At 73.9% G+C, this 18,606-nt stretch carries 22 protein-coding genes; 11 read left to right on the top strand and 11 right to left on the bottom strand.

Annotated features, from left to right (window positions below; all coding sequences use genetic code 11):
* Window positions 1-117 precede the first annotated feature (117 nt).
* From ACH9D3_RS08065 to ACH9D3_RS08085, 5 genes are all read right to left on the bottom strand, one after another.
* Window positions 118-1,008 carry an alpha/beta fold hydrolase gene (locus tag ACH9D3_RS08065; protein ID WP_396410527.1) on the bottom strand — a complete coding sequence of 297 codons (891 nt, stop codon included), beginning with the start codon at window positions 1,006-1,008 and terminating at the stop codon, window positions 118-120.
* 293 nt (window positions 1,009-1,301) lie between these two features.
* Window positions 1,302-1,634, bottom strand: a complete 333-nt coding sequence (locus tag ACH9D3_RS08070; RefSeq protein WP_396410528.1) for a hypothetical protein — start codon at window positions 1,632-1,634, stop codon at window positions 1,302-1,304.
* 105 nt (window positions 1,635-1,739) lie between these two features.
* Window positions 1,740-2,063 (bottom strand): hypothetical protein, encoded by a 324-nt coding sequence (locus ACH9D3_RS08075; protein WP_396399227.1) that lies wholly within the window; start codon window positions 2,061-2,063, stop codon window positions 1,740-1,742.
* A 335-nt stretch (window positions 2,064-2,398) separates the two neighbouring features.
* A complete protein-coding gene (locus ACH9D3_RS08080; RefSeq protein WP_396410529.1) occupies window positions 2,399-2,659 on the bottom strand; it encodes a hypothetical protein in 261 nt (86 codons plus the stop codon).
* Window positions 2,660-2,677: 18 nt separating this feature from the next.
* Window positions 2,678-2,950: a hypothetical protein gene (locus ACH9D3_RS08085; RefSeq protein WP_396410530.1), complete on the bottom strand. Its 273-nt coding sequence runs from the start codon at window positions 2,948-2,950 to the stop codon at window positions 2,678-2,680.
* A gap of 224 nt (window positions 2,951-3,174) precedes the next feature.
* On the opposite strand from ACH9D3_RS08085, the gene ACH9D3_RS08090 reads away from it, so the two are divergent.
* Window positions 3,175-4,068, top strand: a complete 894-nt coding sequence (locus tag ACH9D3_RS08090) for a Bax inhibitor-1/YccA family protein (protein ID WP_396399224.1) — start codon at window positions 3,175-3,177, stop codon at window positions 4,066-4,068.
* A 96-nt stretch (window positions 4,069-4,164) separates the two neighbouring features.
* Here the strand turns inward: ACH9D3_RS08090 and ACH9D3_RS08095 are convergent, their stop codons facing one another.
* The gene (locus tag ACH9D3_RS08095; RefSeq protein ID WP_396399223.1) at window positions 4,165-4,767 is read right to left on the bottom strand and encodes a nitroreductase family protein; all 603 of its coding nucleotides are present in this window, start codon (window positions 4,765-4,767) and stop codon (window positions 4,165-4,167) included.
* Window positions 4,768-4,864: 97 nt separating this feature from the next.
* Here ACH9D3_RS08095 and ACH9D3_RS08100 point away from each other — a divergent pair, with 97 nt between their 5' ends.
* Together ACH9D3_RS08100 and ilvA are read left to right on the top strand one after the other, a co-directional pair.
* Window positions 4,865-6,313, top strand: a complete 1,449-nt coding sequence (locus tag ACH9D3_RS08100; RefSeq protein ID WP_396410531.1) for an AI-2E family transporter — start codon at window positions 4,865-4,867, stop codon at window positions 6,311-6,313.
* 104 nt (window positions 6,314-6,417) lie between these two features.
* Window positions 6,418-7,665 (top strand): threonine ammonia-lyase, encoded by a 1,248-nt coding sequence (gene ilvA, locus ACH9D3_RS08105; protein WP_396410532.1) that lies wholly within the window; start codon window positions 6,418-6,420, stop codon window positions 7,663-7,665.
* Between the two features lie 96 nt (window positions 7,666-7,761).
* On the opposite strand, the gene ACH9D3_RS08110 is transcribed toward ilvA, so the two are convergent.
* From ACH9D3_RS08110 to ACH9D3_RS08120, 3 genes are all read right to left on the bottom strand, one after another.
* A complete protein-coding gene (locus tag ACH9D3_RS08110) occupies window positions 7,762-7,971 on the bottom strand; it encodes a hypothetical protein (RefSeq protein ID WP_396399220.1) in 210 nt (69 codons plus the stop codon).
* A gap of 7 nt (window positions 7,972-7,978) precedes the next feature.
* A complete protein-coding gene (gene greA, locus ACH9D3_RS08115) occupies window positions 7,979-8,482 on the bottom strand; it encodes a transcription elongation factor GreA (protein ID WP_396399219.1) in 504 nt (167 codons plus the stop codon).
* A gap of 267 nt (window positions 8,483-8,749) precedes the next feature.
* Entirely contained in the window at window positions 8,750-9,175 is a 426-nt protein-coding gene (locus ACH9D3_RS08120) for a DUF4307 domain-containing protein (RefSeq protein ID WP_396410533.1), read from the bottom strand.
* Window positions 9,176-9,377: 202 nt separating this feature from the next.
* Here ACH9D3_RS08120 and mca point away from each other — a divergent pair, with 202 nt between their 5' ends.
* From mca to ACH9D3_RS08135, 3 genes are read left to right on the top strand one after another with little or no spacing between them, the layout of a single operon-like run.
* Window positions 9,378-10,256, top strand: a complete 879-nt coding sequence (mca, locus tag ACH9D3_RS08125; RefSeq protein ID WP_396399234.1) for a mycothiol conjugate amidase Mca — start codon at window positions 9,378-9,380, stop codon at window positions 10,254-10,256.
* Between the two features lie 8 nt (window positions 10,257-10,264).
* A complete protein-coding gene (locus tag ACH9D3_RS08130; RefSeq protein WP_396399216.1) occupies window positions 10,265-10,633 on the top strand; it encodes a hypothetical protein in 369 nt (122 codons plus the stop codon).
* A gap of 54 nt (window positions 10,634-10,687) precedes the next feature.
* Complete coding sequence (locus ACH9D3_RS08135) at window positions 10,688-12,802, top strand: DUF255 domain-containing protein (RefSeq protein ID WP_396410534.1); 2,115 nt, start codon at window positions 10,688-10,690, stop codon at window positions 12,800-12,802.
* Here the strand turns inward: ACH9D3_RS08135 and trhA are convergent.
* The gene (gene trhA / locus ACH9D3_RS08140; RefSeq protein ID WP_396410535.1) at window positions 12,795-13,499 is read right to left on the bottom strand and encodes a PAQR family membrane homeostasis protein TrhA; all 705 of its coding nucleotides are present in this window, start codon (window positions 13,497-13,499) and stop codon (window positions 12,795-12,797) included. The genes ACH9D3_RS08135 and trhA overlap by 8 nt on opposite strands.
* A gap of 212 nt (window positions 13,500-13,711) precedes the next feature.
* On the opposite strand from trhA, the gene ACH9D3_RS08145 reads away from it, so the two are divergent.
* The gene (locus tag ACH9D3_RS08145) at window positions 13,712-14,473 is read left to right on the top strand and encodes an isoprenyl transferase (protein ID WP_396399213.1); all 762 of its coding nucleotides are present in this window, start codon (window positions 13,712-13,714) and stop codon (window positions 14,471-14,473) included.
* 271 nt (window positions 14,474-14,744) lie between these two features.
* Window positions 14,745-16,094, top strand: a complete 1,350-nt coding sequence (locus ACH9D3_RS08150; RefSeq protein WP_396410536.1) for a PhoH family protein — start codon at window positions 14,745-14,747, stop codon at window positions 16,092-16,094.
* Between the two features lie 177 nt (window positions 16,095-16,271).
* Here ACH9D3_RS08150 and ACH9D3_RS08155 read toward each other — a convergent pair whose 3' ends face one another.
* Window positions 16,272-17,027 carry a hypothetical protein gene (locus ACH9D3_RS08155; protein ID WP_396399211.1) on the bottom strand — a complete coding sequence of 252 codons (756 nt, stop codon included), beginning with the start codon at window positions 17,025-17,027 and terminating at the stop codon, window positions 16,272-16,274.
* Between the two features lie 66 nt (window positions 17,028-17,093).
* Here ACH9D3_RS08155 and ACH9D3_RS08160 point away from each other — a divergent pair, with 66 nt between their 5' ends.
* The 3 genes from ACH9D3_RS08160 to ACH9D3_RS08170 all read left to right on the top strand — a co-directional run bounded on the left by ACH9D3_RS08160 (window position 17,094) and on the right by ACH9D3_RS08170 (window position 18,550).
* Window positions 17,094-17,618: a prepilin peptidase gene (locus tag ACH9D3_RS08160; protein WP_396399233.1), complete on the top strand. Its 525-nt coding sequence runs from the start codon at window positions 17,094-17,096 to the stop codon at window positions 17,616-17,618.
* 60 nt (window positions 17,619-17,678) lie between these two features.
* Complete coding sequence (locus ACH9D3_RS08165) at window positions 17,679-18,149, top strand: NUDIX domain-containing protein (RefSeq protein WP_396410537.1); 471 nt, start codon at window positions 17,679-17,681, stop codon at window positions 18,147-18,149.
* 155 nt (window positions 18,150-18,304) lie between these two features.
* On the top strand, window positions 18,305-18,550 hold the full coding sequence (locus ACH9D3_RS08170) for an acyl carrier protein (RefSeq protein WP_396399209.1): 246 nt from the start codon (window positions 18,305-18,307) through the stop codon (window positions 18,548-18,550).
* Window positions 18,551-18,606 lie beyond the last annotated feature (56 nt).

The following is an 18,606-nucleotide window of genomic DNA, read 5'->3' on the forward strand; positions in this document are numbered from 1 at the left end:
CCGTCGTTCACCGGCCGCTCTCGACCCCGGAGAGTTCGTCGGTGGGAGATGCCCTCATGTGCCCGAGCCCGGTGCGGACCTGCGGGGCAGGACGGGGCGTCCGGGGACCCGCCACGGTCACACCGACGCGAAGAACTCCGCGACGAGGGCCGCCGTGGCGTCCGGCTCCTCGTCGACCACGAAGTGGCCGGCGCCCTGGACGAGCGCGAGCCGTGCGTCGGCACCGACGGCGTTCGGGTCGGCGAACAGCCTGCGGGCGATGTGCGGAGGAAAGCCGATGTCGGCGGAGCCGAAGGCGAACAAGGACGGCATCGCGAACCGCTCGTGCCGGTAGGACCCTCGGGCGATCCGTCCGAGTTCGGGGAGCACCATCCGCCGGCACAAGGGCCCCGCGGCCTGCGAGAGCTCGAGGTCGCGCAGCAGGGCGACGTAGAGCGCGACGGCCTCCGGGTTCAGCGGTCGCGCCGAGAAGTGCGAGAACAACCGGTGCGGCAGGTGCCCCTCACGCAGCAGAGCAGCCCCGAGACCGGGGATCGCGAGGACCTCCTGGTGCCAGAGGTGCCGCATGCCGGGGAGCAGGTCGAACGAGAACCTCATCTGCGGGGGCGGCACCGCCAGCACCACCTGCGCAGAGAAGCGGTCGGGGGAGTCCAGAGCGAGCTGCCACGCGGTGATCGCCCCCATGTCGTGGCTCACGAGTCGAACCCGGTCGAGTCCGAGCGTGTCGAGCAGCGCCGTGACGTCCTCGGCGCGACGCGTCCGGGTGATCGCCCCGACGGGCAGGTCGCTCCATCCCTCGCCTCTCAGATCCGGAGCGACCGCCCGATACCCGGCATCGGCGAGCACAGGCATCAGCTCGCGCCACTCCCACCACGTCTGTCCGAATCCCGACAGCAGGAGCACCGGGTCGCCCGACCCCATCGTGGCGACGTGCATGGTCCCGTCCGGCAGGCCCACGAACCTGTGATCGACCCCGGCGACGACCGGCATGGGGAGAGCGGTGGTCATGTCGCACCTGCCTTGACCCTGATATCGGTGGTGCAGCAACGCTACAACCGGACGCGCCGCGCCGGTAGTGCCCATGTCCCCTCTGAAGGAGGTGGCAGGGTCCACCTCCGGGCGAAGTCGGGGACGGTCGGGTCGTCACACCCGGCGTGGACCTCCGCGGGCCGGGGCCGGCGCCGTGCGGGCGGTCGTGGTGGTCGTCGGTGCGGCAGGAGCCCGCGTGCCCCGGGGTGCTGCGACAGGAGCGGTGGCCACGACGAGCGAAGCGAACTGCTCCGTGGCCGAGGCGCGACCAGTCAGGACGTGGACCGTTCCTCCGGGACGCGGGCCGTCCGGTGCGCCCCGGCGGCGTCCATGCCCAGTGATGCCGCCACGGCCAGGGCCGCCATCCGCCGCCGGGGGTGGGCCGCACCGAGTCGGACGAGACCGCACTCCAGGGCCGCGTCGGCCCACAGCGACGCGGCCTGGACCCCGCACGTCGCCAGACCGAGGCACAGCGGCACCGTCAGCCGCACCGTGACCGGCGCGGAGCGGACCCTCTCCGCGGACACCTGCGGCGGCCGGGGCCGCGGGGCCCGGGTGAGCCGGGCCACGACGTGGACCAGGACGGGGAGACCGATGAGCGGCACCGGCCACCACGGTGTGCGCGGTTCGACGGCGGGCGCGTCCCGCAGTCACCACAGCGCCATCGGCATCGCGGTGACCAGGACCGCCGCGGCCGGGACGGTGCGGGGTCAGGAGTCGGGGACGACCGTTCCCCCGAGATCCTCCTGCAGCTGCTGCAGCGATGCTTCGTTCGGCGAGATGATGACCCAGTTCTCCGCGTGCAGGAACGGGATCCGTCCCCTGCCGTCGAGGGTGGCCAGGAGGCCCTCCATGCTCTGCTCGGAGCCGGCGACCGCCATCCCCATGCTGCCGTTGGTGCAGTCCAGGAAGGTGGTTCCCGGATCGTCCGGGGCGGACAGCTGGTCCGTGCCCGGGCACTCGACACCGGCATCGACGACGTCCTCGCGCAGCGCCGTGGCGTCGTCGTACGTCTTGGCGGGTCCGTTCACCATGGCTTGGATGTCGGCGGACGTCGGCCCGCAGCCGGTCAGCGCCAGGGCGGGGAGGAGAAGCAGGGGGGCAGCAGTACGGCGCACGGGAGGCTCCGGTCGTCGGGGGTCGAGCATGGGCGGGGGTTCGGGCGCACAGGTGCACGGACGGACGCCCGCACCGATCCTATGCGGTCGGCCGACGACGCCGGGAGGGCTCCCGGCGAGTGTGACGGCCGGCGGTGGTCCACGGGGGTCCGCCGCCGTCCTCGTCCCGGCCGGTCCGGGGCCGGTGGGGGCACTCCCGCAGGCCGGGCCGCCGCGACGGGTCCGCGGGCCCGCCGGCCGGCGGGACCGGTTCAGGCGGTCCCGAGGAGCGCGGCGAGCCACTGGGCGTGCCCCAGGCACGCGGGCACACCGGCGGCCAGCAGGGCCACCGCCGTGGCGGACACGGCCCGGGTGAGGTGGTTCCGGGCGGAGGCGCGGGACGCGGGGGACCGGCGGCGTGCGGCCGGCGCCAGGTCCAGACCGGCCTGCACCAGGCTCCACAGGGCCGTGGCGCCGGAGCCGGCGACGAGGAAGCAGCCGTAGAGGAGGACGGCGCCGGGCAGCTGGTCCATGGCGGGGCGTTCCGCGACTCAGTCCGCGAGCACGGCCGCGGCCAGGCCCACGGCGAGCACCACGACCACGGCCCAGGTGAGGCGGTAGGCCTGTCGGTAGTGCTCGGCGCGGCGCAGCTCGAGCCACGCGGTCGTGGACGGCGCGAGGAGCGCCCCCGGCGCGGTCCGCGAGCGGTGCAGCCGCTGCAGCGCCCCGAGGTAGCGGCTCCAGTGGAGGACGGCGAGGGCCCCGACGGCGAGCAGCACCGGGATCGCGGCCAGCGGGACCCACTGGGCGGGGTGCTCGGGCATGGCGGGCCTCCGGGACGGGACGACGAGTTCTTCCCCCCAGCATGTATGCAGAAGCAAAGACATGTCTGTCCGCACTCCTGGGGAGGGGGGAGCACGGCGAGGGCAGCCGGAGGAACTCCCGGCACGCCCTCGGCTTAAGCACAGCAGTTCTCATGCTTCCGTGGTGCTCGCGTTGCTAAGCTGGACGCACATCACGCACATCAGTGCCACGGAAGGACCCATAAATGGCCGGCGGTAACCCGCTTCTCCGCGATCTCTCGAAGCCGGGCGCAGGCAGCGCCCAGTCCTACGGGAACCAGTACGGACAGACCTCCTACGGAACCCCCCAGCAGCAGCCCGGCTACGGGCAGTCCGGCTACCAGCAGGGCGGCTACGGCCGGCCGCAGCAGGGCAACCCGTACTCGGCCGAGCGCCTCGACTCGATGTACAACGCCCCGGCCGCCGGGACGAACCAGACCGGCCGGATGACGTACGACGACGTCATCATGCGCACCGCCACGGTGCTCGGCACCGTGGTCCTCGGCGCGCTCGCCGGCTGGATCATGCCGGTGCTGACCATCCCCGGTGCCCTGATCGGTCTCGTCCTCGGTCTGGTCAACGCGTTCAAGCGCGAGCCGTCGCCCGCGCTGATCCTCGCCTACGGCCTGTTCCAGGGCATGTTCCTCGGCGGCATCTCCGGGATGTTCGAGGCGATGTACCCGGGCATCGTGGTGCAGGCCGTCATCGGCACCATCGCCGTGTTCGTCTCGGTGCTGGTGCTCTTCCGCTCCGGCAAGGTCCGCGCCTCCCCGCGCGCCACCAAGATCTTCATGGTCGCGCTCATGGCGTACGTCGTCTTCGCGCTGGTCAACCTGGGCGCGGTCCTGCTGTTCGGCTTCAACATCCGCACGGACAGCCCGCTGGGTCCCTGGCTGGGCCTGCTCATCGGGGCCGTGGCCATCCTGCTCGCGGCCTACAGCTTCGTGCTGGACTTCGACAACATCAAGCGCGGCGTCGAGGTCGGCGTCCCCGAGAAGATGGCCTGGTCCGCCGCCTTCGGCCTGACGGTCACGCTGATCTGGACCTACGTCGAGATCCTGCGCATCCTGGCGATCATCCGGGAGATGACCTCGAGCTAGGTCGTCCCCGACCGCGACGGCCCGTCATCCGCACACCGCGGGTGACGGGCCGTCGTCGTGTGCCGGCACGCGGGGCCAGGGTCGGGCGCCGTGGTGTCAGTGGTAGGAGATGCGGGGTCCGGGCGTGGGGCGGGTGGCCGTGTGCTCGGCGGAGACGCCGCGGGTCGGGCGGCCCACGAAGAGCCAGCCGAGCAGCTTCTCCTGGTCCGCCAGCCCGTAGAAGGCGCGGACGGCGTCCTCGCCCTCGCCGTCGCGCCGCGCCCACACGGTGCCCCAGCCGGCGGCCCAGAACGCGGCCTCCAGCAGGGGGCGGGCCCCGTGCGCCGCGACCAGCTGCTCCTTGCGGGGGACGTCCAGGGCGTCGTCCGGGCTGAAGATCAGCGCGCAGCCCACGCCTCCGGTGCTCGCCCACTTCAGGGCGCCCCGGAACGCCGCGAGCCGGCGCAGCTGCTTGCCCTTGAGCCGGGGGAAGGGGGCGGACATGTTGGGGACCCGGGTCATGCCCGCCAGGGCCGCCGCCAGCTCCGGGGCCGAGCGCCGGGTGGTGACGGCCACCCGCCAGCTCAGTCCCGGGTCGGCGGCCGCGGTCCCTCCGGCGGCACGGAGCACGGCCTCCAGCTCCTCCCGCGGAGGAGCGTCCGGGGTCAGGGCGGGAGCCGGGCGGCGCTGGGCGAGGACGCGGAGGAACGTGCGTGACATGACGCCAGTCTTCCACCGAGCGCACGCCGGCGCAGGGAACGGCGCCTCGGGGGCGTCCACCGGTCCCTGCCGGGGGCGGGCGTGCCAAGATGTTGCCATGCCATCGACATCGCACGACGCCGAGCGCCCCTCGCGGCCGGGACCCGGCACCGAGCTCCCGCCGCTGCACGGCAACGCCGCCGGGGGCGTCGCCGTGTCGGTGCGGGTCGCCGCGGCGTGGTCGTGGCGGCTCATCATCATCCTCGCGGCCGTCGGGCTCCTGGGCTACATGATGTCGACGATCACCGTGGTCATCATTCCCGTGCTCGTCGCGGGTCTGCTCGCGGGACTCCTGTTCCCGCTGGTGAAGTGGCTGCGGGGACGGCACGTGCCGGCGGCGCTGGCCTCGGGCATCGCCGTCCTCGTGCTCATCGGGCTCGTGACGGGCCTGCTCGTGCTGGCCGGCCGGCAGATCGTCCTGGGCTTCGCCCGGTTGTCCGAGAACGTGGTGGTCGGCACCCAGCAGCTGCTGGGCTGGCTCGAGGACGGGCCCCTGAACCTCAGCGCGGACAGCGTGAACGACTGGATCGACGACCTCGGCACCACGGTGCAGGACAACAGCGAGGCCGTCCTCTCGGGGGCCATGTCCTTCGGCTCGACCGCGGGCAACGTGCTGACCGGCATCATCATCATGCTCTTCACCCTGCTGTTCTTCCTCATGGACGGGGAGCGGATCTGGCTCTTCCTCGTCCGGCTCTTCCCGGTCAGCGCGCGGCGGGCCGTCAACGGCGCCGGCCGTCGCGGCTGGACCTCGCTCGTGCAGTACGCGCGGATCCAGGGGTTCGTGGCGTTCGTGGACGCCGTCGGCATCGGGCTCGGGGCGGCCCTGCTCGGGGTCCCGCTCGCGCTGCCCATCGGCATCCTGGTGTTCCTGGGCTCGTTCATCCCGATCGTGGGTGCCGTGGTCACGGGTGCCGTGGCCGTGCTCGTCGCCCTCGTGGCCAACGGGTTCGGGACCGCGCTGGCCATGCTCGCCGTGGTGCTGCTGGTGCAGCAGATCGAGTCCAACGTCCTGCAGCCGCTCGTGATGGGCCGCGCGGTCTCCTTGCACCCCCTCGCGGTCTTCCTCGCCGTCGCGTCCGGCACGATCCTCTTCGGCATCGCCGGGGCGCTGTTCGCGGTGCCGGTGATGGCCTTCCTGAACACCGTCGTGCGCTATCTCGTGGGCGGGCGGTGGCGCGAGGACGACGAGGTCCCCTGGGAGCCGTACTACTTCCCGTGGGAGATCAAGAAGCACGCGCGCAAGAACGAGCTCACCCGGGAGCAGATCATGGCCGAGCTCCAGCGCTTCCGCCGGACCCGGGCCAAGGAACGGTTGCAGGCCGCGCTCAAGCGCCGCCGCAAGGACCCCCGCGCCGACGACGCCGCGGAGACCGCGCCGGGAACCCCGTCCGGACCCGCGCCCGGGGACGGGCCGGGAGCCGCGCCCGGGGGCGGGCCGGAGAGCCGGACGGCCATCGGCGGCGGCGCTCCCGCCGCACCCGGGCGGTCGGCGGGCAACGACTAGGATGGGGACCGCGTCCGCCGCCGGCGGGCGCGTCCGCCGCGACCGGGCCCAGCGGGTCCGCCACGGTCCCGCACCGACGCACCGACCGGGAGAGTAGACCCACCGTGAGCCTGGCCGAACTGCCCGTCCGCCTCTCCGACATCGAGGACGCCGCCGCGCTCCTCGAGGGCGTGATCGACCGCACCCCGCTGGCGCACTCCCGGGCACTGTCCCGCCTGGTGGGCTGCGAGGTCAACCTCAAGGCCGAGAACCTCCAGCGGGCCGGCTCCTTCAAGGTCCGCGGCGCCTACGTGCGGATGGCCAAGCTCACCGACGAGGAGAAGGCGCGCGGCGTGGTCGCCGCCTCGGCCGGCAACCACGCCCAGGGCGTCGCCCTCGCCGCCGACAAGCTCGGCATCACCGCGCGCATCTACATGCCGCTGGGCGCCGCCCTGCCCAAGATCGCCGCGACCCAGGACCACGGCGCCGAGGTGATCCTGCACGGCACCAGCGTGGACGAGGCCCTCGCCGAGGCCCAGCGCCACGCCACGGCGACGGGCGCGGTGTTCGTCCACCCCTTCGACCACCCGGACATCGTGGCCGGGCAGGGCACGCTCGGCCTCGAGGTGCTGGACCAGGTGCCCGACGTCGACACCGTCATCACCGGCGTGGGCGGCGGGGGGCTGCTCGCCGGCATGGCCGTGGCGGTCAAGGCCCGGGCGGAGCAGCTGGGCCGGCCCATCCGGCTCATCGGGGTGCAGGCGGAGAATGCCGCCGCCTATCCGCCCTCCCTCGCGGGGGACGCGCTCGTGACCCTCGACCGGGTCTCGACCATCGCGGACGGCATCGCCGTGGGCAAGCCCGGGCAGCTGCCGTTCAGCATCATCAAGGAGCTCATCGACGACGTCGTGACCGTCTCCGAGGACTCCCTCGCCCAGGCGCTGATCTTCCTGCTCGAGCGCAACAAGCTCGTGGTCGAGCCCGCCGGGGCCGTCGGCGTCGCGGCCCTGCTGGACGGGCGCCTGCAGGCCGCGTACCCGGACCTCGGCAACACCGTGGTGGTCCTGTCGGGCGGCAACGTCGACCCCATGCTCATGCTCAAGGTCATCCAGCGGGGCCTGTCCGCCGCGGGCCGCTACATGACCATCAGGATGATGCTCACCGACCGCCCGGGCGAGCTCGCGCGCATCTCCCAGCTCATCGCGGTCCAGGACGCCAACGTCACCGGCGTGGACCACACCCGGATCGGCGGTTCGCTCAGCCTGGGCGACGTGTCGATCACGATCGACATGGAGACCAAGGGGCACGAGCACTGCCGCCAGGTCCTCCGGGCGCTCGAGGCGCAGGGCTACCACCCCGTCGTCGTGCACTGAGCGGGGCACGCCCCTGACGCGCACCGAGCGCGGCGCGCCCCGACGACGACGGCGCCGGTCCCCGCGGGGACCGGCGCCGTGGAGCGGGAGGCGGCGTCAGGAGCGGCGCCGGCCGCTGAGGTAGGTGGCGAAGGCGCCGACGAACGTCGCGAAGACGAAGATGTTGCGCAGGCTGCCCGGTTCGCCCGCGGCCGGGTCGTCCTGACCCGCGACGTGCAGCACGACGGCCACGACCGCGAGCACCGCCGTCAGGACCATCAGGGTCCTGGTGCCGGGGCCGGGGCTGCGCAGCCAGTGCGTCGTCACGGGCGGCTCAGACCCGGAACGGCTTGGCGTCGAGGATCTTGACCGGGATCTCCTTGCCGTTGGGGGCGGTGTAGGACAGCTCGTCGCCGACCTTGTGGCCGGAGATGGCGGAGCCCATCGGGGACTTCTCGGAGAAGACCTCGAGCTCGCTGCCGGCGGCCAGGTCCTCGGCCACCTCGCGGGAGCCGATCAGGAAGGTCATCTCCTCACCCGCGATCTCCGCGGTGACGACCATGCCCGGCTCGACGATGCCGTCGTCCGCCGGGGCCTCGCCGACCTGGGCGTTCTCGAGCAGGCCCTTGAGGTGGGCGATGCGCCCCTCGTTCTTGCTCTGCTCCTCGCGAGCGGCGTGGTAGCCGCCGTTCTCCTTGAGGTCGCCCTCCGAACGCGCCTGGTCGATGCGCTCCACGATCTCCTGCCGGTACGGACCGGAGATGTGGTCGAGCTCCTTCTGCAGGCGGTCGTAGGCCTCCTGGGTCAGCCAGGCGCCGGTCTTGTTCGTGGTGGTCACAGTCTCTCCTCGGTGGACGGGCGGTCGGGCCGCGGTGGGTCGCCCGGGACGTCCGGGCGGGGCCGCGGTGGACCGGGACGACGGCGTGGGGGCCGCCGCGGTACGGGGGTCCGCTACGCAAAGACCCCGCCCCGGTGCAGGTCGTCCGTGCGGACGGGTCCGGCTGCCGGGGACGGGGATTCCTGCCCCCAGTCTAGGCGGGCCGGGCGGACAAGCCCAACGCCGGGTGACGACGGCGACACATCGGCGCCCCGTCCGCCGCCCGGCTCAGCCCTCGACCCAGCAGGAGTCCACGACCGCCGTGGTCGCCAGGTTGGTGGTGCGCACGGCCGCCCGGTGGGAGCTCGTCCCGGCGTCGCTCAGCCGGTCCTCCGGCACGGACCCGACGGTCACCTCGGCCCAGCCGACCACGGCGTACTCCTGGTTGAGCGCCTGCACCGCGCACGTCACGACGTCCTCGGGGCGCTTGGTGAGCTCGAAGTCGGCCGTGGCCCGGGCCTCGGAGACCACCTCGAAGCCGATGTCCTTGAACGTGGGGGCGCTCTGCCGCGCGAGCACCACCCAGACGGCGAAGACGGCCGTGAGCAGCGTGACCGCCAGCACGATGCCGATCCAGCCGCGCGGACCGATCCGGTGCTCGTGGCGGGAGGCTCCGTAGCGGTTCCGGAGCAGGTCGGGGGAGTCGATGGACACGTCGGCCTCGGGTGTCGGGGACAGGGGGCGGCGCCGGGCACGGCACCGCCGCTCCACTGTAGCCGGGCCTCCTGGGAGCGGACCGGGCGCGGGCCGTGCCGGGGAGCGCGTAAAATGGACGGCGGTCCGTGCCCGCACCGGCCGCGCCCCCGTACTCCCGACCGTTCCCGAGAGGACCTCCCGAGTGACCTCCCTGTCAGAGATGCGCCTGCTGGCCGTCCACGCCCACCCCGACGACGAGTCGAGCAAGGGCGCCGCGACCATGGCCCACTACGTCCGGCAGGGGGCCGAGGTCATGGTGGCCACGTGCACCGGCGGGGAGCGCGGCTCGATCCTCAACGCGGAGATGGAGGGCCACCCGTACGCCGAGCGGGACCTCAGCGGGCTGCGCCGGCTGGAGATGGCGCAGGCGGCCGCGTCGCTGGACGTCCAGCACCGGTGGCTCGGCTTCATGGACTCGGGTCTGCCCGAGGGGGACCCGCTGCCGCCGCTGCCGTGGGGCTGCTTCGCCCTGCAGCCCCTCGAGCGCGCGGCCGCACCCCTGGTCCGGCTCGTGCGCGAGTTCCGCCCGCACGTGATCCTCACCTATGACGAGAACGGCGGCTATCCGCACCCCGACCACATCCAGACGCACAACGTGTCCGTCGAAGCGTTCCGCGCCGCCGGGGACCCGGAGCGGTACCCGGGCCTCGGCGAGCCGTGGGCCCCGCAGAAGCTCTACTACGACCGGGCGTTCAACCTCGAGCGCTTCCTGGCCCTGCACGAGGCCCTCGAGGAGCGCGGTCTGCAGTCCCCGTACGCGGCCCGGATCGCGATGCTGCAGGAGAGCGACCCGGAGGGCCACCGCCCGCCGGCGCCCCGCCACGACACCACCACCCGGGTGCGGTGCGCGGAGACGTTCGCGGCGCGGGACGAGGCCCTGCGCAGCCACCGCACCCAGGTGGCGCCGGACGGGATGTTCTTCGCCGTCTCCTCCGAGCTGCAGGCCGAGGTGTGGCCGTGGGAGGACTACGTCCTGGCGGAGTCCCGGGTGCCGACCTCGCTGCCGGAGAGCGACCTGTTCGCCGGGATCGCGGGCTGAGCGAGGAGATGACCGCCGTGCCGACACTGTTCGCCCTCCTGCCCGCGATGGCGCCCAACCCGATCGACGAGGGCACCCTGCGGCCCGGGCTGGACCCGAGCCAGGTGACCCCCGGAGTGCTGGGCTTCCTCATGACGCTGCTGCTGGCCGTGGCCGTCATCCTCCTCGTGCGGGACTTCAACCGCCGCAACCGGCGCCTGCGCTACCGCGCGGAGTACGCCGAGCGCCGCGCCGCCGAGGAGCGGGTGGGCGGCTACGCCCAGGACGACGCTGCCGGCACCGACCGTGCGGGAGCCGGTCGCGCCGAGGGCGACGTCTCCGGTGAGGACCCGGCGCCGCGGGCCGAGGGCCCGGAGGGTCCCGACCGGCGCGGCTGAGACCGGGGCCCGCCCGCGGGCCCGTGAGCAGGACCCGAGATCCGAGGAGCCACCGTGCCCAACCGATTGACCGGACAGTCCTCCGCCTATCTGCGCCAGCACGCGGACAACCCCGTGGCCTGGCAGCCGTTCGACGACGCCGCGTTCGCGGAGGCCGCCCGCCGCGACGTGCCGGTGTTCCTCTCGGTGGGCTACGCCGCCTGCCACTGGTGCCACGTGATGGCCCACGAGTCCTTCGAGGACCCCGTGCTCGGCGCCTACCTCGACGAGCACTTCGTGCCGGTCAAGGTGGACCGCGAGGAGCGCCCCGACGTGGACGCGACGTACATGGCGGCCACGCAGCTGATCACCCGCCAGGGCGGCTGGCCCATGAGCGTGTTCCTCACCCCGGACGGGCGCGCCTTCCACGCGGGCACCTACTTCCCGCCCCGGCCGGCCCACGGCACGCCCTCCTTCCGGCAGGTGCTCGAGGCCGTCGCCGGGGCGTGGTCCACCCGCCGCGACGAGCTCGAGCAGGCCGCGGACACCGTGGCCCGGGCCGTCGCCGGCCAGGCCGAGGACCTGCGCACCGCGCTCTCCGGCGCGGTGCCCGTGGCAGCGGAGCCGGAGGAGGACGGGACCGACCCGGCGGCAGCGGCCCTCGAGGTGCTGCTGCGGGACGAGGACCCCGTGCACGGGGGGTTCGGGGGCGCCCCGAAGTTCCCGCCCTCCACGGTGCTGCCCCTCCTGGAGCGGCTCGCCACCGGAGGGGCCCCCGGGGTCGCGGGCCGGGCCGGGGGCCTGCTCGGGCGGACCCTCGGCGCGATGCGCGGCTCCGCGCTGTTCGACCACGTGGGCGGCGGCTTCCACCGGTACTCGGTGACCAGGGAGTGGTCCCTGCCGCACTACGAGAAGATGCTCTACGACAACGCGCAGCTGCTGCGGGCCTACGCGCGCGCGGCGGCCCTCGATCCCGGCGCCGGCCACGGGCGGACCGCCGCGGACACGGCCGGGTTCGTGCTGCGCGAGCTGCGCCTGCCCGGCGGGGCCTTCGCGTCCTCCCTGGACGCGGACACGCCCTCCCCGGACGGCGACGTGCACAGCGGCGAGGGGGCCTACTACGTGTGGAGCCGGTCCGGGCTGCGCGAGGTCCTGGGTGCCGACCGCGGCACCGCCGTCGCCGACCTCATGGGCGTGGCGGCCGGACCACCCCGCCCCCTGCACCCGGGGCGCGTCCTCGACGACGACCAGCAGGCCCTGTGGGACGCCGCCCGGCCCGAGCTCGCGGCCGCGCGGGCCCGGCGCCCGGCACCGGCCCGGGACGACAAGGCCGTGGCCGGCTGGAACGGCATGACGGTCACCGCCCTCGCCGAGGCCGGGGTGCTGCTGGAGGACCCCGCGCTCCTGCTCGCCGCCGAGCAGGCCGCGGGACAGCTGTGGGAGGTGCACTGGGACGGATCCCGCCGCCGGCTGGCGCGCACGAGCCACGCGGGCTCGGCCGGGCACTCGATCGAGGGCCTGCTGGAGGACTACGCGATGGTCGCCGAAGGCTTCCTGGCCCTCTACCGCGCCACCGGCGCGACGCCGTGGTACGAGCGGGCCCGGGAGCTCGCGGACGTCGCCGCGGAGCGCTTCTCGCACCCGGCACCGGACGGCGGGCCGGACGCACCGGAGCGGGTCTGGTCCGACCTGGCGGACGTCCCCGCGCCGCTCCTGGCGGCCGGCGGCTCGGGGCGGGCCGACCCCCTCGACGACGTCACCCCGGCCGGGACGGCCGTGCTCGCCGCCGTGCTCGTGGAGCTGTGGGTCCTCGAGGAGGACGAGAGCCGGGCGCGGCCGGTCCCGTCGCTGCTGGGGCCCCTCGAGCTGCTGGCCCGCCGCTCGCCCCGCAGCGCGGGCCGGGCCCTCGCGGTGCAGGCGGAGCTGGGGGCCGCCCCGGTCCACGTGGTGCTCGCGGGCGGGACCGCCGAGGACAAGCTCGCGGCGCGGCGCGCCGTGGGACCCGCCGCGGTCCTGACCACCCGGGTGGTGGACGCCGACGCGCCGGGGGCGCCGGGCTCGGCCCGCGGCAGGACGGCGCCCGGCGGGCGGTTCACGGTCCACGTGTGCCGGGACTTCGCCTGCCGCGCCCCCGTCCACTCGGTGGCGGAGCTGCAGGAGCAGCTGGGCGGGGCCCCCGGCCTCAGTTGAGCATCGCGACCATGATCGCCACGTAGTGCAGCACGAAGCCCAGGACCGTGCAGGCGTGGAAGATCTCGTGGAAGCTGAACACCTCGGGCAGCAGGCGGGGGCGCTTGGTGGCGTAGACCACCGCCCCGGTGATGTAGGCGGCCCCGCCGACCGCGGTGAGCGTGGCAGCGGCCGGGCTCGTCTCCCAGAACTGGGGGAGGTAGACGAGGGCCAGGCAGCCCATCACCACGTACAGCGGGGTGTAGAGCCAGCGGGGCGCGAAGGTCCACAGCAGCCGGAAGGCCACGAGCCCGGCCGCGCAGGACCAGATCACGACCAGCAGCAGCCGGGACTGCTCCGGGGCCAGGAGCGCGACGGCCAGCGGCGTGTAGGTCCCCGCGATCAGCAGCGCGATGTTCGAGTGGTCCATCCGGCGCAGGACCATGTGCAGCCGCCGGGGCCAGTAGGCGCGGTGGTAGATCGCCGACACGCCGAACAGCAGGATCCCCGTCACGCCGTACACGGCGCACGCGATCCGCAGCTCGGTGGTGGGGGCCAGCAGGATCGCCACGAGCCCCAGGACGACGACGACGGGCGTGAAGCTGGCGTGGATCCAGCCCCGCCACGCCGGCTTGTGCTCCACGAGGTCCTCGATCCGGTGCTCGATCGACTTCCCGACGTGGCCGGCGGCCCGGTCGGCGCCGTGCGCGTGTTCCATGATGTTCCTCCCGCCGTGCGGTGCGTGGGTCCGTCCGCTCCTCCACCGGGTAGTTTAGGAGGCGTCCCCGGGAGTCGGCCGGGTCCGTGACCGCCACCACGTCCGGGACCGTGGCCCCCACCACGATCCGGCAGCACGACCCGGGACCACGACCGACACCGCGAGCGACCCTGCGAGCGGCCCTGCGAGCGAGAACCCGGGAGGATCCGACGATGCCCAAGCCACGGCCGCTCTACCGGTTCTACGAGCGACGGCTCTCCACGCGTCTCGATCATCGGCGGCTGCCCAAGCACGTCGGCGTCCTCGTGGACGGCAACCGGCGGTGGGCCAAGCAGTTCGGCGCCTCCACGGCGGACGGGCACAAGGCCGGGGCGCAGAAGATCGTCGAGTTCCTCGGCTGGTGCCGCGAGCTGGACATCGAGGTGGTCACCCTCTACATCCTCTCGACCGAGAACCTCAAGCGCCCGGCGGCGGAGCTGGAGCCCCTGCTCGAGATCATCTCGGACCTCATGGACACCCTCCGCGAGGCCGGCATCTGCCGGGTCCAGCCCGTGGGCGCCCTCGAGATGCTGCCGCCGCGGCTCGCGGAGTGCCTCGCCGACCTCACGGAGCGCACCGCGGACAACGCCGGACCGCACCTGAACATCGCGGTCGGCTACGGAGGCCGGCAGGAGATCGTGGACGCCGTCCGGGAGGTCCTCACCAAGGCCCTCGACGCCGGCGCGGACGTCCGGGAGCTCGCCCGGAGCCTGTCCGTGGAGGACATCTCCGAGCACCTCTACACGCGCGGGCAGCCGGATCCGGACCTGCTCATCCGCACCTCGGGCGAGCAGCGGCTGTCCGGGTTCCTCATGTGGCAGTCCGCCTACAGCGAGTACTACTTCTGCGAGGCGCTGTGGCCGGACTTCCGGCGGGTGGACTTCCTGCGGGCCCTGCGCGACTACGCGTCCCGGCAGCGACGCTTCGGCGGCTGAGCCCGCCGTCACCGCTCGCGGCACCGCGCGCGCCGTCGACCTGCTCCGCGTCCCTCCCGCGTCCCGTCTGCGTCCCTCCCGCGTCCTGCTCCGCGTCTCTCCCGCGTCTCTCTTTGCGCCCCGTCAGCATCCCGCGTCGGTCCCCCGCCGCCGCGCGGGCAATTTCCGCGCCGTTCACCGTTTCTGCTCGCGCGGCGGGGCCCGTCCGCATACGTTGTCCTCAGGTGGACGGCGCGGACGCCGCCCACCGCACCGAGTGGGAAGGGCCGCCATGAGCATCTCCAAGAACCAGGAGCGCATCGTCGACATCTCCGCCCCCCTGGGCGCCGGGGTGCGCTCCTACGTGATCGACACCTCGGTGCTGCTGTCGGACCCGAGGGCGATCCTGCGCTTCGCCGAGCACCAGGTGGTGCTCCCGGTCATCGTGATCACCGAGCTGGAGGGCAAGCGGCACGACCCGGAGCTGGGCTACTTCGCCCGCCAGGCCCTGCGCCTGCTCGATGACCTGCGCGTGGAGAACGGCGGGCTCAACCGGCCCGTGCCCCTCGGGGAGCAGGGCGGGAGTCTCGTGGTGGAGCTCAACCACGTCTCGGACACCGTCCTGCCCGTGAGCTTCCGGCTCAAGGACAACGACTCCCTCATCCTGGCCGTCGCCCTGAGTCTCGCGAACGAGGGCAGGGACGTGTGCATCGTCTCCAAGGACCTGCCGATGCGGGTCAAGGCCTCGGCGCTGGGTCTCGAGGCCGAGGAGTACCGGGCCGAGTGGGTCGGCTCCGACATCGAGTGGTCCGGGACCGCCGCGCTCGACGTGCCCGACGACGTCGTGGACCGGCTCTACGGCGGCGAGGCCGTCGTGGTCCCCGGTGCCGAGGGGCTGCCGGCCAACACCGGCCTGACCCTGCACTCCGTGCGCGGCAGCGCCCTGGCCCGGGTCCGCGCCGACGGCTCCGCCCGGGTGGTGCGCGGTGACCGGGACGTCTTCGGCGTGCACGGGCGCTCCGCCGAGCAGCGGCTCGCGATCGACCTCCTGCTGGACCCCGACGTGGGCATCGTGTCGCTGGGCGGGCGCGCCGGCACCGGCAAGTCGGCCCTGGCCCTGTGCGCGGGGCTCGAGACGGTCATGGAGCGCCGCGAGCACCGCAAGGTCATGGTCTTCCGTCCCCTCTACGCCGTGGGCGGCCAGGAGCTCGGCTACCTCCCCGGCTCCGAGGAGGAGAAGATGAACCCGTGGGGCCAGGCCGTCTTCGACACCCTCGGGGCGCTCGTCTCGCAGGAGGTCGTCGAGGAGGTGCTCGACCGGGGCATGCTGGAGGTGCTGCCGCTGACGCACATCCGCGGCCGGTCCCTGCACGACGCCTTCGTGATCGTGGACGAGGCGCAGTCCCTCGAGAAGAACGTGCTGCTCACCGTGCTGTCCCGCATCGGCCAGAACTCCAAGGTGGTCATGACCCACGACGTGGCCCAGCGCGACAACCTCCGCGTCGGCCGTCACGACGGGGTGACCGCCGTCGTCGAGGCGCTCAAGGGACACCCGCTCTTCGGCCACGTCACCCTCACGCGCTCGGAGCGCTCGCCGATCGCCGCTCTGGTCACGGAGGTCCTGGGGGACCTGGACGGCTGATCCGCGTCCGCGCCGGGGCCGGACGCCGCGGTGGGCTCCGGCGTCCGCGGGCGGTCGTCCCACCGGCCTGGCCCGCCCCGGACCGGCCGCACCCGGACCGGTTTGCCCCGGACCGGCGCGGGCCGGGCAGGGCCGGGCCGGTGCCCCGCTCCGGGGCTGCGGCTCGGGGCGGCGTTCTCAGGGGCGCACGGGCCAGGGCAGGTGCCTGCTGACGTCCGTCAGGTCGAGGCGCACGGAGTCGAAGAGGTCGTCGATGAAGTACTCGTCGACCGCCTCGACCATGAGGTCGTGGCCCGTGCCGGCCAGCGGCCCCTCGAGCACCTCGGAGCGCACGCAGATCGCCGTCCGCTCGTCGAGGAGCACGCGGGTGCGGGCCGGGGCGAGCGGGTGACCCGGTGTGGCGGGAGCGTAGGCGTGGCCGGGGGTGACCACGGCGCCGCGGACGCGCCGCCCGTGGTGGGTGCCGGTGCTGACGTCCTCGACGGTGCAGGGCCGCCGCTCCGGCAGGTAGTACGGCACGGGGGCGTCCCCGGCCAGCTCGACCGGGTCGAGGATGGCCTGCCAGCGCCCGCCGCCGAAGACGGGATCGCCGTAGGCCGCCTCGGGCCGGCGCTCGACCAGCCCCGTGTCCGTGAACACCGGTGCCACGAGCTGCGGCGCGAGCAGCCACGAGGCCGTGGTCGAGGCGACGTAGAAGTCGTCGCGGGACTGCTCCTTCGTGGTGGCCGTGTAGAGCGGGGCGCGGTCCAGCGTCTCGACGCGCAGCCCGTCCGGGCGGCGGACCCAGGCCCGGACGGGCTCGCGGGGGGCGGCGTCCGCCGGGACCAGCCAGGACAGCACGAAGCGCACGGTGTCCCAGCGCCACGGGGAGGAGCGGCACAGCGCCGAGAACTCGTCCGGGTCGGTGGGGGCGGGGACAGGGGAGCGGTGCATGCTCCCAGTCTAGGGAGGGCGCGGTGCGTGCACAGGCGCCCCGTGCCGGTGGGCGTGCGGGCTACGATGCCCGGTGTGGGCGCCTTCCTGAGCGAGCAGTTCGCCCGCGGGGACCCCGCCGGCTGGGCTGCTGGGCTGCTCGCGGTGCTCGGCGCCGCCGTGCTGGCGGGTGCGTGCGCGTGGCTGTGGCGCACGGACGTGCGCGAGCACCGGCTGCCCGGCCGTCTCGTGCGCCCGCTCTACCCGGTGTGCGGGGTGCTGCTGGGCGCGGCCGCGGTGGTGGCCGGCGAGCCCGTCCGGCTGCTGTGGATGCTGTGGGGCCTGGTCCTCGTGGGCGGGGTCTACGTCCTGCTCCGCGTGCTGCACCCCGCCGGGATGGGCATGGGCGACGTGCGGCTCTCCGGGCTGCTCGGCATGTGCCTGGGCTTCGCCTCCGTCTGGCACGCCGTGCTGGGCGCGGTGGCGGGGTTCGTGGTCGGCGGACTCGCCGGGGCCGCGCTCCTGGCCCTGGGCCGGGTGGACGCCCGCTCCCGGGTGGCCTTCGGTCCGGCCATGATCACCGGGGCCCTCGGAGTGCTGGTGCTGCTCTGACCCGCGCCGGCCTGCCAGAATGGCCGGAGCCCGTCCCGCGACCCTGCACGAGGAGCGCCCATGCCCACCCCCGAGTTCGTCCTGTCCCTGCGGGAGAAGATCGGCCAGGACCTGCTGTGGCTGCCGGCGGTCACCGCCGTGGTGCTGCGCGAGGACGGCCGGGTGCTGCTGGCCCGGCGCAGCGACAACGGCAACTGGGGGCTGGTGAGCGGGATCGTGGAGCCCGGCGAGGAGCCGGCGGTCACGGCGGTGCGGGAGTGCCTGGAGGAGACCGGCGTCGTCGCCGTCGTGGAGGACCTCGTGGCCGTCTCGGCGGGGGAGCCCGTGCAGTACCCCAACGGGGACCGCTGCCAGTTCCTGGACCACACCTTCCGCTGCCGCTGGGTCTCCGGCGAGGCCCGCGTCAACGACGACGAGTCGCTCGAGGTCGGCTGGTACGACCCGGGCCGCACCCCGCTGCTGCCGCCCCTCCAGCGTGCCCGCCTGGACGCGGCCCTGGCCCACGACGGCCGCGCACGCTTCGCGGTCTGAGCCCGCGACCCACCCGCACCGGCCGGTTCGCGGCAGCCGGACCCCGTCATGGACGCCCCCGAGAAACACAGCGTACTTACTTGTGAGCCGCAGCACACGTTCCTAGACTCGGAGACGTCCATCCGACGCGCACGAAACGAGCAAGGAGGAACAACATGGCGACAGGCGAGACCGGTTTCGACGACGTCACCTACGACCTGGTGTCCGTGCAGTACCACGCGCTCAAGGCAGGTCATGACTACGGCCAGTACGTGCGGGACGCCCGCAACGCCGGCCGTGACGACATCGCCGACTTCTTCGAGAAGGTGATGTCCGAGGACTCCGCACGGGCCCAGCAGTGCCACGAGTTCATCAAGGAGCTCTCCCAGTCCGACGAGTCCGGCCCGGCCGTCACGTCCTGACCCGCACTGCAAGTGCGGGCCGGGAGTGACGACGGCCACCGCACGACGCGAGGGGT

The sequence above is a fragment of the Kocuria kalidii genome, from assembly GCF_044462225.1.
Classification (GTDB): domain Bacteria; phylum Actinomycetota; class Actinomycetes; order Actinomycetales; family Micrococcaceae; genus Kocuria; species Kocuria kalidii.